The organism is uncultured Campylobacter sp., from assembly GCF_938045465.1.
GTDB lineage: Bacteria > Campylobacterota > Campylobacteria > Campylobacterales > Campylobacteraceae > Campylobacter_B.
Genome location: NZ_CALIBF010000023.1, coordinates 1 through 14322, shown reverse-complemented (window position 1 = coordinate 14322; position 14322 = coordinate 1). Strand labels below are relative to the sequence as shown.

Annotated in this window: 16 protein-coding genes; 5 read left to right on the top strand and 11 right to left on the bottom strand. The window is 45.8% G+C overall.

Going from position 1 to position 14322, the window contains the following annotated elements; genetic code table 11:
• Nucleotides 1-639: 639 nt before the first annotated feature.
• From cydB to gatC, 11 genes are all read right to left on the bottom strand, one after another.
• Nucleotides 640-1746 carry a cytochrome d ubiquinol oxidase subunit II gene (gene cydB, locus Q0413_RS01265; protein WP_298986467.1) on the bottom strand — a complete coding sequence of 369 codons (1107 nt, stop codon included), beginning with the start codon at nt 1744-1746 and terminating at the stop codon, nt 640-642.
• Nucleotide 1747: 1 nt separating this feature from the next.
• Complete coding sequence (locus Q0413_RS01260) at nt 1748-3271, bottom strand: cytochrome ubiquinol oxidase subunit I (RefSeq protein ID WP_298986465.1); 1524 nt, start codon at nt 3269-3271, stop codon at nt 1748-1750.
• Between the two features lie 2 nt (nt 3272-3273).
• Complete coding sequence (locus Q0413_RS01255) at nt 3274-3480, bottom strand: DUF4492 domain-containing protein (protein WP_005871229.1); 207 nt, start codon at nt 3478-3480, stop codon at nt 3274-3276.
• Between the two features lie 480 nt (nt 3481-3960).
• A complete protein-coding gene (locus Q0413_RS01250) occupies nt 3961-4746 on the bottom strand; it encodes a shikimate dehydrogenase (RefSeq protein ID WP_298986463.1) in 786 nt (261 codons plus the stop codon).
• A complete protein-coding gene (locus Q0413_RS01245) occupies nt 4746-5777 on the bottom strand; it encodes a hypothetical protein (protein WP_298986460.1) in 1032 nt (343 codons plus the stop codon). Before Q0413_RS01245 ends, Q0413_RS01250 begins: the two co-directional genes overlap by 1 nt.
• A 94-nt stretch (nt 5778-5871) precedes the next feature.
• Nucleotides 5872-7119: a serine hydroxymethyltransferase gene (locus Q0413_RS01240; protein ID WP_298986458.1), complete on the bottom strand. Its 1248-nt coding sequence runs from the start codon at nt 7117-7119 to the stop codon at nt 5872-5874.
• Nucleotides 7120-7121: 2 nt separating this feature from the next.
• Nucleotides 7122-8615, bottom strand: a complete 1494-nt coding sequence (lysS, locus tag Q0413_RS01235; RefSeq protein WP_298986455.1) for a lysine--tRNA ligase — start codon at nt 8613-8615, stop codon at nt 7122-7124.
• A 1-nt stretch (nt 8616) separates the two neighbouring features.
• Entirely contained in the window at nt 8617-9084 is a 468-nt protein-coding gene (locus Q0413_RS01230) for a Fur family transcriptional regulator (protein WP_005871221.1), read from the bottom strand.
• Nucleotides 9081-9758 (bottom strand): CvpA family protein, encoded by a 678-nt coding sequence (locus Q0413_RS01225; RefSeq protein ID WP_297901032.1) that lies wholly within the window; start codon nt 9756-9758, stop codon nt 9081-9083. Before Q0413_RS01225 ends, Q0413_RS01230 begins: the two co-directional genes overlap by 4 nt.
• Nucleotides 9758-10840 (bottom strand): type IV pilus twitching motility protein PilT, encoded by a 1083-nt coding sequence (locus Q0413_RS01220; RefSeq protein ID WP_005871218.1) that lies wholly within the window; start codon nt 10838-10840, stop codon nt 9758-9760. Before Q0413_RS01220 ends, Q0413_RS01225 begins: the two co-directional genes overlap by 1 nt.
• A gap of 10 nt (nt 10841-10850) precedes the next feature.
• Entirely contained in the window at nt 10851-11138 is a 288-nt protein-coding gene (gene gatC / locus Q0413_RS01215) for an Asp-tRNA(Asn)/Glu-tRNA(Gln) amidotransferase subunit GatC (protein WP_298986451.1), read from the bottom strand.
• Between the two features lie 116 nt (nt 11139-11254).
• Between gatC and Q0413_RS01210 the strand changes: the two genes are divergently transcribed.
• The 5 genes from Q0413_RS01210 to hisG all read left to right on the top strand — a co-directional run.
• Entirely contained in the window at nt 11255-11806 is a 552-nt protein-coding gene (locus Q0413_RS01210; RefSeq protein ID WP_298786902.1) for a hypothetical protein, read from the top strand.
• A complete protein-coding gene (locus tag Q0413_RS01205) occupies nt 11806-12819 on the top strand; it encodes an L-seryl-tRNA selenium transferase (protein WP_298986448.1) in 1014 nt (337 codons plus the stop codon). Before Q0413_RS01210 ends, Q0413_RS01205 begins: the two co-directional genes overlap by 1 nt.
• Nucleotides 12806-13141 carry a hypothetical protein gene (locus Q0413_RS01200; RefSeq protein ID WP_298986446.1) on the top strand — a complete coding sequence of 112 codons (336 nt, stop codon included), beginning with the start codon at nt 12806-12808 and terminating at the stop codon, nt 13139-13141. Before Q0413_RS01205 ends, Q0413_RS01200 begins: the two co-directional genes overlap by 14 nt.
• Entirely contained in the window at nt 13128-13748 is a 621-nt protein-coding gene (locus tag Q0413_RS01195) for a type III pantothenate kinase (protein WP_298986443.1), read from the top strand. Before Q0413_RS01200 ends, Q0413_RS01195 begins: the two co-directional genes overlap by 14 nt.
• The coding region (hisG, locus tag Q0413_RS01190; protein WP_298986440.1) for an ATP phosphoribosyltransferase at nt 13745-14322 on the top strand (578 nt) is incomplete at its 3' end. The genes Q0413_RS01195 and hisG, both read left to right, overlap by 4 nt.

The following is a 14322-nucleotide window of genomic DNA, read 5'->3' as shown; positions in this document are numbered from 1 at the left end:
TACAAGGGCTAGATAAAATTTCGCCCGTATCTTGCGGCCCAAAATTTCACTTTCTAAATTTAAAGTGAAATCCCAGGCCGCAAGCTTTTAAAATTTCTATCCTTTTACTGCTCTCTTTTTTCGTGATGAGTAATGTTTAGCTTTATAAATTTATAGCTTCCTACGAGCAAGATCATCCAAATCGCGATGAAAACTAAAGATTTGATCATTTTTAATCCTTAAAATTTTTTATAGATGCGGCGCATAAAAAGCGCCGCCGATATGAAATTTAACCAAGCGCAAAGGCGAACATAAACGCCGCGCTAGAGCAGCCTCACGATTGCGTCCGAAAGCTTCTAATCGCGCCGAGACGGCATCTATGCCACTATGCGGTTAAATTTAAAGCGAAACTCGTGCAATTTTAGCGCCTTCGAAGCTCGGCTTTCGCGCCGTTTAGCACGGCTACGCTCTACTTGACGCTCATTAAATTTCAAGCAGCGTGCGCCTTGCGCCGCCGACTTCCGTTTGGCGCCGCGATAACCTTACGGCAAGCGGCATTTGCGTTGCCCGAGCAGCTTATTTGGCGCTTTCTAGGCACGCAAATAAAATTTTACGCGGCGTGTATTTATGCGCCATGCTCATCCGCGCGAGCGGGCGCGCCTAATAATGCTCGTTTGAAAGCCCCTCTTTATCGAGCTTTTTAGCATCCATCGCGCACCAAACATAGCTGATGTATCCGAGTACGAAAGGCACTAGAAACGACACGTAAAACATCGTCTTAAGCGTATAGAGGCTCGAACTTGCATTTGCCAAAGTAAGTGAGCTTTGCAAATCAAAATTTGACGGATAAAACGCCGTGTGATTTAGTCCTAGGATCAAAAATACGCTCGTTACCGCGCATACGACGCCCATGCCGTAGAAAAATATCCCGCGCACGCTGCTTGTAAATGCGCCTTTGAATATCCCCACCAGCACCAGCACGACACCTAGCAGTAGCAAGATTAGCGCCGCAGGCAGGCTTAGGTAGTTATGCAGATACTTAAAGCTCTCAAGGCTTACTACGCCGCCAGCGCCTACTGCGTAACCCTGTTTTAGCAATACCCACGCTAAAAACGCGATGAAAAATACCAAAAACGCGCTAGCGTTAAATTTAAGCGAAGCTTTGAGCTTAGCGATCATTTCAGGCTCGGCGATATTGTTCATCAAATATAAGCTCGCTCCAGTTCTGGCGCAGAAAAATAGCGCAAACCCTAAGATGTAATTAAACGGATTTGCTAACGCCTCAAGCCCGCGAGCGGAGTTTTTCCACTGCACGAAATTATTATCGCCCAGCGCAAACTCGCTGCCGCTAAAAAGCGTCGAGACGATGATGCCAAGCAGGATCGTGCCCAGCGAGCCGTTTATGAAAAGAAAGGCTTCATAAGTTTTAGCGCCCAAGAAATTATCGGGCTTTTTTCTGTATTCGTAGGCGACGGCTTGGATTATAAAGCAAAAAAGCAGAGCCATCCACGCCCAATATGCCCCGCCGAAGCTGGTCGCATAAAATAGCGGAAACGCCGCAAAGCACGCTCCGCCGAACATAACGAGCGTAGTAAATGTAAGCTCCCATTTCTTGCCGATGGAATTTATTATAAAATCCTTCTCGGTTTCATTTTTCGCCAGCGTAAAAAGCAGTGTCTGACCGCCCTGCACGAAGAGCATAAAAACCAAAATTCCGCCCAGAAGCGAAACCACGCACCACCAATAAATTTGAAAAATTTCGTGCATCTTAAAATCCTATCTTTATCTGTTTTAGCATGATCTTTATCTCGGCTATGAATAAAACCGTAAATAAAACCGCAAAGAGCGCAAACGAGATCATTATGTTCGTTCCCGCTAGGCTCGTAGCCGCGACGCCCACCGGCATGAGATCCTGTATCGCCCACGGCTGGCGCCCTACTTCGGCTACGATCCAGCCCGCCTCGCACGCGACATATCCCAGAGGAATGCTAAAGACGCAAAGCCATAGAATTTTCTTGTATTCGGCGAGGTTTTTTCGCATCGCCAAAAATAGCGTCACGAAAAATAGCAAGATAAAATAGCTTCCCAAAGCCACCATCACGTGGAAGCTATAAAAGGTAAGCGCCACGGGAGGGACGATCTGCTTCGCGTCGTCAAGGTAGCCGTAGCCTAAATTTTGCATATTTTGGTTGCCAAATAAAATTTCGCGCGCTTGCTGCATTGCAGCGGTATCATTAGCGTCTTTGGCGATCTTATAATCCTTTAGCGCTTGCAGGGCGATTTTGCCTTTTTCGATCTTTTTATCGGCGCCTTCGATGCCGAATTTTTCGTTTCCAAATACCAAATCATCGATGCCAGGAGTGAAATTATCAAGTCCTCTCGTAGCCATCAGTCCTAGCGCATAAGGCGCCTTGATCTCAAATAAAAACGGCTCCTTGTCGTCTCCGGGAAGTTTGTTCGGATTTAAAACTCCCGCTGCGACGATGCCCGCGTTTACTTCGCCTTTATACAGACCCTCCATCGCCGCAAGCTTCATCGGCTGCTTTTGCGCGACCTGATAGGCGCTCTCGTCGCCGCTAAATAGCACGAAAAGCGAGCTTAGCATACCGAAGCTTGCCGCTACGATGAAGCTTTTTTTAGCAAGCGCGAAGTCTTTGTTTTTTAGCATATAAAACGCCGAAATTCCGAGCACGAAAAGCGCCGCGGTAATGTAGCCGCCGCCGACGGTATGTAAAAATTTAGCCACTCCGAAGTGAGATAGCGCGATATCTAAAAAATTACTCATCTCGTTACGCATCGTATCGGGATTAAAGCTCGTACCAACAGGGTTTTGCATCCAGGCATTCGCGATTAGGATCCAATACGCGCTTAAATTTGATCCGATCGCCACGAGCCAGGTCGAGAGAAGGTGAAATTTCTTGCTTACGCGATCCCAACCGAAAAACATTACCGCAAAGAAGGTAGCCTCTAAGAAAAACGCGAGCAAGCCCTCGATCGCAAGCGGCGCGCCGAAGATGTCGCCCACGAACCAGCTATAATTCGCCCAGTTGGTGCCGAATTCAAACTCCATTATGATACCCGTCGCGACGCCGATGGCGAAATTTATACCGAAAAGGCGCAGCCAAAATTTAGTGATCTTGAGCCACTCCTGTTTGCCGGTCGCGACATATAGGCTCTCCATAAACGCCACGATAAAGCTAAGCCCCAGCGTTAGGGGCACAAAAAGAAAGTGATAAAGCGCCGTGAGCGCAAACTGCGCCCTCGACCAATCCACGCTAGCAAGCTCTTGCATTCCTACTCCTTAGTCAAATTTTTATAGATGAAATCGATTTTTTCTTGATCGGTTTTAAATTTAGAATCTAAATTTTCGTCGAAAATGAAAAATTTAAGTAGCACAAAAATTATAAATAGCTTGATCAAAATCACTGCCCATAGCGTTTTGCCAAGCTTCATCGAAGCAAATCCGTGCGCGTAAAATTTTAAAATTTTGCCGAAAAACATCAAATTTCAACCTTTAGCAATTATTAGTTTATATTTTTTATTGTATAACAATTAATTAAAATTTAGCTTTAAATTTTGAAATTTTGGTAGCAATTTTATCTTTTTAATAAACACCTCGGTCTTGCGTCATTCTCGCTCAAGTAAAGTTTTATTGTATAATTCACAAACAATCACATTTTACTTAAACTGCACAAAATTTTAGTTTAGATTCGTCGCAAAATTTTAGAATAGAACATCCAAGAAACGAGCAGAAAAATACTCGAGACTTTACCAAGCATCTTTGTGCCTAATTCGTAGTAATTTTAAACAGAATTTTTTGTAAGCAAATTAATACGGCTCGGCTGAAAGCAGACGTAAGAATTTTAAAATTAAACGCCCAAAGCTACACGATATAAAATTTAAGAACGCATAATTAACTCGACGCAAAATTTAAAACATTTCATTAGACTGGGCGGATAATTGAAAAGCCTAAGAGTCGATTTAGCGTAAATTTGCAGCATGGCTCATCAGCGCCACAATCTCTACTAAGTCGAATTTGCCGCCGAAAAAGAGATTGAAAGCAAGCGCGCCCTGATTTATCAGCATCTCTTTGCCGTCTTTTGCGGGTAGATTTTTTGCGCTCGCGGCTTGTAAAAATGGAGTCTGCTTGCCATAGATCGCATCAAAAGCAAATTTTGCGCGGGATAAAATTTCATCTATTACCCCTTCGGGCGCAGGTAGCGCATCATCTTTTAGCCCTGCGCCAGTGGCATTGACGATCAGATCGTAGTCTTTGGATTTAAAATTTTCATAGGTAAAAAACTCCTCGCAGCCGAAGTCAAAATCCTTTGCGCTGCGATTTAGAATGTCGAATTTCACTCCGTTTTTGCTTAGCGCGTAGCCGATTGCCCGCGTCGTGCCGCCCGCGCCTAAAATAAGCGCGTTGCGAATCTCGCCAAAATCCAAGATCGCGCAGAAAAACCCCTGGGCGTCGGTGTTAAAGCCGTGCAGCGCGCCGCCTTTTAGCACCAGGGTGTTTACCGAGCCTATCTTCTGCGCCGCCTCGCTTAGGAGGTCGCATGCTTTAAATGCGTCGAGCTTAAAAGGCACGGTTACGTTCGCGCCCGTAAGCCTTAAGGCTTCAAATTTAGCTCGCAGCCCCTCACCGCACTGCAGCAAAACTCGCCCGTAGTAGGCGTCCAGCTCCAAAAATTTTATCGCGTAATTATGAAGTAGCGGCGAGAGAGAGTGGGCGATCGGGTTGCCGAAAACCGCAAATCTGTCCACTATTTCACTCGGTAGATATACGCTCCGCTATTGATGCTGCGCATATCGCTAAGTGCCTTTTGTAGCGCCTCACCCTCAAAAGGTCCAACTAAAATTTTAGTCACGCTCTTGCTGCCGACGTGAGTTTGCAGAGCGATCGGATTATAGCCTTTTTTGGTTATTTTTTTGGTATCAGATCCGTTTGGATCGTAGGCATTTGATGCGAAAACCTGCACATAACTGCCGTTTGCCACGCTGGTGCTGGTGCTCTTTGCTGCAACGCCAGCTTTTACGCTCTCGCTTTTAGACTCCGGCTTGCTGGCTTCTTTTTTAGGCTCAGGTTTTGCTGGCTCTTTCTTGGTCTCTGCTTTAGCATGTTCCTTTTTAACTTCCGTTTTTGAAGGCTCTTTTTTAACTTCTGTTTTTGCTTGTTTTTCAGGTTCTTTTTTAGGCTCTACTTTTTGCTCGACTTTTCTAATTTCGGTTTTAGAAGGTTCTTTTTTGATCTCGTCTTTTGCAGACTCTTTTTTAGGCTCGGACTTTTTTACGTCCGTTTTTTCAGACTTTTTGGCTTCGTCTTTAGGCTCAATCTTTTTACTTTCTATTTTAACTTCGGATTTTTTTGGCTCTTCTTTGATTTCGGGCTTTTGGATTTCTACTTTCTGTGCTTCAGGCTGAGCGCTTGCGACGACCTTGCTTTCGGAATTAGGCTCTTGGGTTTTTATCTCTACTTTGGTTGGAGCTGCAGATGCTGTATTGGGTTCTGATTTCACTTCTACAGGCTCAGGCTGCGAAGGCTCAGGTTTTTGAACTTGTACGGCAGGCTTTTGCTCCGCTTTGGCAAGCTCTTCTTCACTAGGCATAGTAAGACCTGCGTTAGTATCAATATCGTCTTTATTAATAGCCTTCATTATGATTAAAATTATTAAGAATAAAACTACGATGCCGGCTGCGACGGTAAGACCTTTTTTTAAATTTGCGTTCTTATCGACATTGCCATTATTGATCACTATGTCGTCTATGCTGCTCATATCGAAATTTTTGTCGTTCATACTCTCTCCTAAGATTATTATTTACTTTGTAAATTCTACCACGCAAAATTTACGAAATAAATAATTCGGGTAAGCTTACCCGAATTTATTAAATTTAATACATCGCGCGGTCGTAGATGATAAAGCGGTGCGCCAAATCCCGCACTTCCTCTTTGACCTGCGCCTGAAGCTTGGAATTTGAGATGTCGCTTAGCACGTCGGCGATTTTATTTCCGATAAACTCAAATTCTTTCTCCTTCATTCCGCGCGCCGTAAGTGCTGGGCTTCCGACGCGGATGCCGCTGGTGACGAACGGGCTGCGCGTCTCGCCCGGCACGGTATTTTTATTCGTCGTAATGCCTGCATTTTCAAGCGCGGCGCTAGCGTCCTTGCCGCTAAAATCTCTATTTAAAAAGCTCATCAAAATCAGATGGTTATCGGTGCCGCCGCTTACTAGATCAAAGCCGCGCTTAACCAGCGTCTCGCCCAAAACTCTAGCATTTGCCTTGACCTGCTTGGCATAGAGCTTCCACTCAGGGCTTAGATTGTGTTTAAAGCCGACCGCCTTAGCGGCGATGACGTGCATTAGCGGGCCGCCCTGGATGCCTGGAAAGATCGCCGAGTTAATCTTTTTGGCAAATTCCTCATCGTTGGTCATTATGATGCCGCCGCGCGGACCGCGAAGCGTCTTGTGCGTAGTCGAGCTTACGACATGGCAGTGCGGAAACGGATTCGTGTGTTCGCCTGCGACGACGAGACCTGCGACGTGCGCTACGTCGGCGAAAAGAAACGCGCCTACGCTATCAGCGATTTGTCTAAATTTAGCAAAATCTATCTCGCGCGTATAGGCACTCGCACCGCAAACGATCATCTTCGGCTTTACAATCTGAGCGATCTCAAGCACCTTATCGTAGTTTATGCGACCGTCGAGCTCCACGCCGTATTCGAAGCTCTCATACATCTTTCCGCTGCTTGAGACCTTCGCGCCGTGCGTCAAATGTCCGCCGTGGCTAAGCGCCATGCCTAAAATTTTATCGCCAGGTTTCAAAAATGCGGCATATACGCCTTGGTTGGCTTGGCTGCCGCTGTTTGGCTGGACGTTTGCAAACTCACAGCCGAAGAGCTTTTTGCAGCGATCGATCGCGATCTGCTCGATCTCGTCTACGAACTCGCAGCCGCCGTAGTAGCGCTTGCCGGGATAGCCCTCGGCGTATTTGTTCGTTAGCACCGAGCCCATCGCCTCCATCACCTCGGGATAGGTAAAATTTTCGCTCGCGATCATCTCCAAATAATCGCACTGACGGGCAAGCTCTTTGTTGGTTAAACTAAAAATTTTATTATCGAATTTTTCTAAATTTGACACGTTCACTCCTTCTCTAAATTTAGCGGCCTCATCGCGGGGAATAAAATCACGTCGCGGATCGATTTTTTATTCAGTAAAATCATCGCCAAGCGGTCGATGCCGAGCCCCCAGCCGGTAGTCGGCGGCATCGCGTAACTAAGCGCGCGGACGTAATCCTCGTCCATCTCGTGAGCTTCGTCGTCGCCTGCATTTTTGGCGTCGATTTGAGCCTTAAATCTAGCGTATTGATCGAGCGGATCGTTCAGCTCGTTAAAGGCGTTGGCTAGCTCCTTGCCCGCGATGTAGAGCTCAAATCTCTCGGCTATCTGCGGATTTTCGTCGCTTCTGCGCGAAAGCGGGCTGATCGAGATCGGAAAATCCACGATGAAGGTCGGATTTATGAGCTTAGCTTCTACGTAATTATCAAAAAGTTCGCTCTGCAGGTGGCCTAGATCGAGCTTTTCATTGACTTCAAACCTATCCTCTTCGAGCTTTGCGATGATCTTTTCGCGATCATTTACGATCTGCGACTCAATGCCGCCTATCTGCGTAAGCGCGTCTAGATACTTTATGCGCGCAAAAGGCTTTGAAAAATCGATCTCACGCTCATCGTAAGTTAAAATTTCGCCTAGCCCGAGCCTCTTAAACAGCGCTTTAAATAGCTCCTCAGTTAGGTTCATCGCGTCGTTATAATCATGCCACGCCCAGTAGAATTCTATGCTTGTAAATTCCGGATTGTGCGTCAGGTCCATACCCTCGTTACGGAAGTTTCGGTTGATCTCAAAGACCGCCTCCATGCCGCCTACGACGAGGCGCTTAAGATACAGCTCCGGAGCGATACGTAGGTAGCGATCGACGTCTAGGGCGTTGTGGTGCGTGATGAAAGGCTTAGCATTCGCGCCGCCCGCGATAGGGTGCATCATCGGCGTTTCGACCTCCAAAAATCCGTGCTTCTCAAAAAAGCTGCGGATCTCGCTCACGATGATCGAGCGCTTGATAAAATCCTCGCGGACCTCGGGGTTCATTATCATATCAAGATATCTTTGGCGGTAGCGCATCTCGATATCGACAAGGCCGTGAAATTTCTCCGGAAGCGGGCAGATCGCTTTGGATGCGAGCGTTATTTTGCTGGCATGGATCGAAAACTCGCCCGTTTGGGTGACGAAAGCGTATCCGCGCACCAAAATTATATCGCCCACTTCGAGATTTTTCTTAAATTTAGCGTAATCCTCCTCGCCTATGCTGTCGCGAGAGTAATAAATTTGAATATTGCCGCTTTGATCTTCTATGTTTGCGAAGGTGGATTTGCCCGCGACACGCTTTAGCTTTAACCTTCCGGCAAGGCTTACCTCCTCGCTCGCTTTTTTATCTTCGGTATCTTTTATGTAGCCGAATTTCTCTTTAAACTCGGCTATACTCATATCTTTTTTTAGAAAGTGCGGATAGGGATTAGCCCCTAAATCCCGAAGTTCCGACGCCTTGTCTATCCTTTGATTTTCTAGTTGGGAGTCGAACAATCTACTTCCTTTTTGCCGCACATTCAGGGCAAATTCCATACAGCTGCATCATATGTCCCGTAAGCGTAAAACCGTGCTCTTTGGCGACGGCAAGCTGTTTGCGCTCGATAGTCGCGTCTTGAAATTCTATGATCTTGTTGCAGCTTTTGCAGATTAAGTGGTCGTGGTGAGGTTTATTTGCAAGCTCAAATTTCTTGCCCTGCGCGCCAAATGAGATCGATGTCGCCATTCCCGAATCCTCTAGTAAATTTAGGGTGCGATACACCGTCGCTATGCCTACGTTTAGTTCGGGGAATTTCGCTTTGATCTCGTTATGAAGCGCCTCGGGCGTGAAGTGTTTGTTATTGTTATAAAGCGTGCGGAGCAAAACTTCGCGCTGCTTGGTATATTTTAGACCGCTAGCGGCAAGTGCCTTTTTAAACTCAACAATTAGAGCGTCAAACTCTAAATTTTCGATTTTTGCATTCATAATTTTGTCCTTTCTGTAGAATTTACTTCTGAACTGGCGTTAAAATCGCTAGGTTCAGTGCTTTGATTTTGATCCGAGTTCATACGGGCGGTAGAATTTTGATCTTTTAAGAGCTTATCATCCATCTTAGAACCGATAGAATCTAAGCTTTGTTTGATCTTCGGATCGTCTTTGAGATTTAAAATCCAATTTCCGATTTTTAAAAAAATCGGCGCAGTTTTGCTGCTTTCAAAATACCTTTTGGTCTGTTCGTTCATCGACATAGGACCGCTTGCAAGTGTAACAATAACGGCAAAAATCAAGAAAATTTTACTTACGCTAAACACGAACCCGCCGATCTTATCGACAAATCCGAGTCCGCTCCATTTAAAGAATTTTGAAATGATTTCGCCTATAATCAGACACGAGATCCATACGCCAAAAAGCACAGCGATAAAGCCGATGAGAACCTGCGTCGTGTCGCCCGAAAGCACGCCGTTTGCATTCTGCAAAGCTGGAATTTTTGCTGCAATCCACTCGCCTGCCATAGTTTTATAGCGCATCGCGGCAAAAAGACCGCCGATGAGACCCAAAATTCCAAAAATTTCTTTTACGATGCCATTAGTGATACCGCGTAGTCCGAAGAGCACTACGAGTACCAAACAGCCGACGTCGAACCAATTAATACCCTCCATCAAGCACCCACCACGCCTATTAGCTCTTGTAGGTTAGTCGAATACCTAAATGCCGTGTCTTTTGAAATTTGATTTGCACGGATCGCTTTAACCATCGCTTGAGTTTGAGTTATCATACCGGTAGATTGCTGATTTAGCTGCATTTGAGAGTAAATTTGATGCACCTTGTTTTCGCGGATTAGATTCGCTACGGCATTGTTATTTAGCAAAATTTCATGAATCGCGATACGTCCACCGCCAAGCTTCGGCAAAAGCGATTGCGAGATGACCGCGGTAAGTGAGACAGAGAGCATATTTCGTACTTGGAGCTGCTCGCCGCCATCAAAGCTATCGATAATACGGTTGATCGTTTGCATCGCGGAGTTGGTGTGTAGCGTACCAAATACCAAGTGACCGGTCTCAGCCGCGGTAATGGCAATCGAGATAGTCTCTCTATCGCGCATCTCACCAACTAGGATAATATCCGGGTCCTCACGCAAGGCAAATTTTAACGCATTAGCGTAGGAATGGGTATCGGTGCCGATATTTCTGTGAGAGAAAAGCGCTTTTTTATTGGTATGGACGAACTCGACCGGATCTTCAACGGTGATGATATGCTTGCGCTCTTTTTCGTTGATCTCGTTTAGCATCGCGGCAAGAGTAGTTGATTTACCACTACCGGTAGGTCCGGTAACCAAAATCATGCCTTTTTCGTGCTTGACCACCTCTTTAAAAATCGTAGGGGCTTTTAAATCGTCCAGGCTAGGAATATCGATAGGAATAATACGAAATGCGGCAGCCAAATCACCGTTCATAGTGTAGTAGTAGTTACCACGGAAGCGTCCGATATTAGGAAGCTCGATCGCAAAGTCGAGCTCTTTATTTTCCTCGAGCGCACTTTTTTGCGCATCGGTAATGAGCGCGTAGCAGATATACTCGATATCCGTGCCCTTAAGCGGATCCATGGCAAGCGGGCGCAATGTTCCGTCGATACGTATTTGAGGCGCCGAGCGCGAAACTAAGTGAAGGTCGCTCGCTTTGTTAAAAACGACGGTTTTTAGTAGGGTTTCGATATCTACTAAATTTCTTTGAACTTCTTCCATAAAATTCCTTTCAATCGATGATTTTCGGTACTACGAAGTAGCCGCCTTCGGACTGCGGAGCATGCTTTAAGACGCTTTCTGCGATGTCGCTTTTGCGTGGGATATCTTTGCGAAACGGAGTACCGCCTTTTAGCGTAGTGATAGCCGCCTCGCCGCTTTGTAAATCCAGCTCATTTAGAATTTCTACAAAATCTACGATATTATTTAATTGCCCTTTAAATTCTTCTCGCTTAGCATCTGGAATTTTAAGAGCAGATAGCCTTTCCAGCTTGCTTAGCAAGGCATCGTCTATTATCATAACTTTCCTTTTTCTGATAAATGCGACATTATATCATAAAAATTCTTTATCTTAGGCGGTATTTAAAATTTTTTATGCTACAATTACGCCGATTTTCTCAAATAAAGGACTAAATTTTGGCTTTAAAAGACGACATCGAAGGCGTGAAAAAAGAAATTGGCACCGAAGAGCAGTTTCTAGAAAGCGTCATAAAAAGTGAAATTTTCGTAAAAAAATACAAAAAGCCGCTGATATTTTTGGCTGCGGTTTTGATCGTGGCGTTTATCGGATATTACGCAAATGAATTTCTAAGCGATCGCCGCATAGCAAGTGCTAATGCGATCTATGACGAGCTGCTTAACAAGCGCGACGACGCTAAGTTAGCCGAGCTTAAGCAAAAAGATATAAATCTATACGCTCTTTATATTTTGCAAAACGGCTCTGCAGACGAGCGAGCGGCGCTAGAAAATACCCAAGGCATCGATGTTGTGCTAAAAGAGATAATAAATCTACAAAACGGCAAACAAGGCGGAGTGCTACTCGCCGATTACGATTCTTTGCTCAAAGGCTACGACCTACTAAAAGAGGGCAAAATCGAGCAAGCTCACGCAGAGCTAGATAAAATTCCGCTCAACTCGCCAGTTCGTCAAATCGCACTTGCTTTGAAACACTATGGAGGCAATAAATAATGAAAAAAACGCTGATATTTACGCTTTTACTATCGTTTTTATTTTTAGGCTGCTCGACGAAGCGCCAGTATTTCGAACCTAGCGACGAAAACATCACAGGTGATATGAAATTTAACGGCTTACTGCCATCAGAAATCGTAGCGGTTAGTAAAGATGGTGCTACGCTAAAAGACGGCGAAGTCATCTCTAAAAACGGCTTGGTGAAAAATTTCAAAGTCTTAAAAAGTGAGAAATTTTTAGGCGAATATGACGGAAATTTCGTCGTAACCGACATCAATGGCACGCTTAAAGTAGTTGGTAGCACAGGTGCCGTAAAATTTGAAAAAGCCCTCGGCAGACAAGCGCTCAGTGCAAATATACGCGGCGATGATTTGGCTTTAGTGATGAGCGATGATTCGATTATGCTTATCAAGCTAAGCTCGGGCGCAGTGGTACTCGATCATAAAGTAGGCGATGCATTCGCAATCGATTCGCGCGTGGCGTCACCGCTATTTATCAACCAACTTATCGCTTATCCTGCGTTAGACGGACTAATCAGCATCGCAGAAAACGTAGGCGGGCGCTCGGCACGCGATTTCGTCGTGAGCAACCAGCCGTTTTTTAACAACATTATCGCCTTAGAAAACAAGGGCGATAACCTTTATGCCGTAACTGCCACTAGGCTAATGCTGGTAAGTCCTGCGGGCAATAAAAACCATAACGTAGACATCAAAGACGTGATTTTTAGCGGCGATAGAATTTATCTTTTCTTAAAAGACGGCAGAGTCGAGCTACTGGATCGCGGGCTAAATTTGATCAAATCGCGCAAATTCACCTTCGCGCAGTTTAGCGGCGCACTGCTTAGCGGCGGTTATCTGTATATCATCGAGCGCAACGGCTACGTGATCCGTACCGACGAAAATTTAGAAGGTCAGGCGATCTACGAGCTAAATGGCGAGTTCGAGGATAAGTCCTTTATCGCAGGCAGCTCGTTTTACTATGACGATAAAATTTTAAATTTTGATGCTAGATAAAATTTCAAAACTCTGCGTTCGTGAAGGGCTTCTGCTTCAAAAATTCCAAACGCTAGATATCGCTAGCTTCACGCGCTCGCGCTCATATGGCGCGTATTTCGGCGTGGATCTAAAAAACTACAACGTCCTTTTGTTTATGCGCGACGCAAAATCTCGCTTTGTAATGCGCGACGCGGAATTTCTGCTCTCGCTCGCAAGCGACATTAGCGCAAGCCTAGGCAAGGTCGTAAAAAAGCGCGTGCTGTTTTACAACTCGCAGATGTGCTCTAAAAGCGCGAAATTTTTAAAAGAAAACGGATTTAGCCTCTATGCTTTTGTGTGACGTAGGAAATTCCAGGGTTAAATTTTATAAAGGCGGCGTAACGCAAAGTATGCCCGTAGCGGAGTTTATGCGGTACGAGCCGAAGGAGCGAATTTTTTTCATTAACGTCAATGATAGCGTGAAAAAAAAGCTGAAAAACCCTCTGTTTGTCGATCTGGCGCCGCACTTTGAGCTAAAAACCGCCTACCGCGGGCTTGGGATCGACCGCATAGCGGCGTGCTCCGCGGTAGCGACGGGCGTCGTCGTCGATGCGGGCAGCGCAATCACCGTGGATTTGATGTTTAAAAGCTCGCACCTAGGCGGATTTATAATGCCTGGTATCGGCACGCTTTTAAAGTCGTTTGCGAGCATCGCGCCCGTGCTGGATGTAACGCTTTCAACCAATATCGATCTGGACCCGCTACCGCAAAAGACCGTAAACGCCGTAAATTACGGGATTTTAAAGCCTATCGTGCTTACGATCGAAAACATCGCGGGCAATAATAAAATTTACTTCACGGGCGGCGACGGAGCCTATCTGATGCGGTATTTTCGCAACTCGATCTACGAAAAGGATCTGATCTTTAAATCGATGGTAAGCTTGATCGCAAAAAAGGGGCTAGCATGATAACCATAGCGCTACCGAAAGGCCGCATAGCCGACGATACGCTTAAAATTTTTAAAACCATCTTCGGGCTTGATTTTGCTTTCGAGGATCGCAAACTCATAATGCAAGAGGGCGATTTTAAATTCCTCTACGTCCGCAACCAAGATATCCCCACTTACGTTATGGGAGGTGCGGCGGATATCGGCGTAGTGGGGCTTGACGTGCTTGAGGAGCACCGGCCCGACGTACTTACGCTGCTCGATCTTAAAATCGGAAAATGCCGCGTCTGCGTGGGCGTACATGCGGGCACTCAGCTAAACTACGGCGCTCCGAGCCTAAAAATCGCTACGAAAATGCCCAACATCACTCGCGAATACTTCGCTTCCAAGGCCGTCGCCGTAAATATCATCAAACTCTACGGCTCGATCGAGCTAGCCCCGCTCATAGGGCTTGCCGACGCTATCGTCGATGTCGTAGAGACCGGCGCTACGATGAAACAAAACGGGCTACAGCCCGCAGAAACCATAATGCAAAGCTCGGCGCACCTCATCGCCAACAAAAACAGCTTCGTGCTAAAACGCGATGAAATTTTAAA

Bases quoted from the DNA above. Each gene is read 5' to 3' on its own strand.
- cydB (WP_298986467.1), bottom strand. From the start codon at position 1,746: ATGCACGAAATTTTTCAAATTTATTGGTGGTGCGTGGTTTCGCTTCTG.
- Q0413_RS01260 (WP_298986465.1), bottom strand. From the start codon at position 3,271: ATGCAAGAGCTTGCTAGCGTGGATTGGTCGAGGGCGCAGTTTGCGCTC.
- Q0413_RS01255 (WP_005871229.1), bottom strand. From the start codon at position 3,480: ATGTTTTTCGGCAAAATTTTAAAATTTTACGCGCACGGATTTGCTTCG.
- Q0413_RS01245 (WP_298986460.1), bottom strand. From the start codon at position 5,777: ATGAACGACAAAAATTTCGATATGAGCAGCATAGACGACATAGTGATC.
- Q0413_RS01230 (WP_005871221.1), bottom strand. From the start codon at position 9,084: ATGAATGCAAAAATCGAAAATTTAGAGTTTGACGCTCTAATTGTTGAG.
- Q0413_RS01225 (WP_297901032.1), bottom strand. From the start codon at position 9,758: ATGGAGGGTATTAATTGGTTCGACGTCGGCTGTTTGGTACTCGTAGTG.
- Q0413_RS01220 (WP_005871218.1), bottom strand. From the start codon at position 10,840: ATGGAAGAAGTTCAAAGAAATTTAGTAGATATCGAAACCCTACTAAAA.
- gatC (WP_298986451.1), bottom strand. From the start codon at position 11,138: ATGATAATAGACGATGCCTTGCTAAGCAAGCTGGAAAGGCTATCTGCT.
- Q0413_RS01205 (WP_298986448.1), top strand. From the start codon at position 11,806: ATGAAAAAAACGCTGATATTTACGCTTTTACTATCGTTTTTATTTTTA.
- Q0413_RS01195 (WP_298986443.1), top strand. From the start codon at position 13,128: ATGCTTTTGTGTGACGTAGGAAATTCCAGGGTTAAATTTTATAAAGGC.